Raw genomic sequence first — 1342 nt, forward strand, 5'->3', positions numbered from 1 at the left:
TCGGCGTCGCCGCCGCGGAAGATGATCTCGACCGCGCCCTTGGCGCCCATCACCGCGATCTGCGCCGTCGGCCAGGCATAGTTGACGTCGGCGCCGATATGCTTGGAGGCCATCACGTCATAGGCGCCGCCGAAAGCCTTGCGGGTGATGATCGTGACCAGCGGCACCGTGCACTCCGAATAGGCGAAGAGCAGCTTGGCGCCGTGCTTGATCAGGCCGCCATATTCCTGCGCCGTGCCGGGCAGGAAGCCGGGAACGTCGACCAAAGTGACGATCGGGATTTCGAAAGCATCGCAATAGCGCACGAAGCGGGCGCCCTTGCGGCTGGCGTCGGAATCGAGCACGCCGGCCAGCACCATCGGCTGGTTGGCGACGATGCCGACGGTGCGGCCCTCGATCCGGGCGAAGCCGGTGACGATGTTCCTGGCGTAAGACTCCTGAATCTCGAAGAAATCGCCCTCGTCGACGACCTTCAGGATCAGTTCCTTGATGTCGTAGGGCTTGTTCGGATTGTCGGGGACCAGCGTGTCGAGGCTCATGTCGACGCGGTCGGGTACGTCGAAGCTCGGCCATTCCGGCACGCCGACCGTGTTGTTGGCCGGCAGGAAGTCGATCAGGCGGCGCACCTGCAGCAGGGCCTCGACATCGTTCTCGAAGGAGCCGTCGGCGACCGAGGACTTCGAGGTGTGGACCTTGGCGCCGCCGAGTTCTTCCGACGTCACGGTCTCGTTGGTGACGGTCTTCACCACCTCCGGGCCGGTGACGAACATGTAGGAGGTGTCGCGGACCATGAAGATGAAATCGGTCATCGCCGGCGAATAGACGTCGCCGCCGGCGCAGGGGCCCATGATCACCGAGATCTGCGGGATGACGCCGGATGCCTGGACATTGCGCTTGAAGACCTCGCCATAGCCGCCGAGCGCCGCGACGCCTTCCTGGATGCGGGCGCCGCCGGCGTCGAACAGGCCGACGATGGGGCTACGCATCTTCAGCGCCATGTCCTGGATCTTGATGATCTTCTGGGCGTGGGTCTCGGAGAGCGAGCCGCCGAAGACGGTGAAGTCCTTGGAGAAGACGAAGACGGTGCGGCCATTGACCGTGCCCCAGCCGGTGACGACGCCGTCGCCGGGGATCTTCTCGGCCTTGTCCATGCCGAAATCGACGGCGCGGTGCTGCACGAACATGTCGAACTCCTCGAAGGAGTCCTTGTCGAGCAGGAGCTCGATGCGCTCGCGGGCGGTGAGCTTGCCTCTGCTGTGCTGCGCCGTGATGCGCCGCTCGCCGCCGCCCAGACGCGCGCCCGCGCGCCGGTCTTCAAGCTGTTCGAGAATGTCTTTCATCG

At 65.0% G+C, this 1342-nt stretch carries 1 protein-coding gene; it reads right to left on the reverse strand.

The window, feature by feature from the left end:
* Positions 1–1340: acyl-CoA carboxylase subunit beta (locus ACQKLX_RS29830; RefSeq protein ID WP_427365176.1), on the reverse strand; the 1340-nt coding region annotated here is incomplete at its 3' end.
* Positions 1341–1342: the final 2 nt, after the last annotated feature.

This window comes from Allobosea sp. NPDC003192 (assembly GCF_050275675.1).
Lineage (GTDB): Bacteria > Pseudomonadota > Alphaproteobacteria > Rhizobiales > Beijerinckiaceae > Allobosea.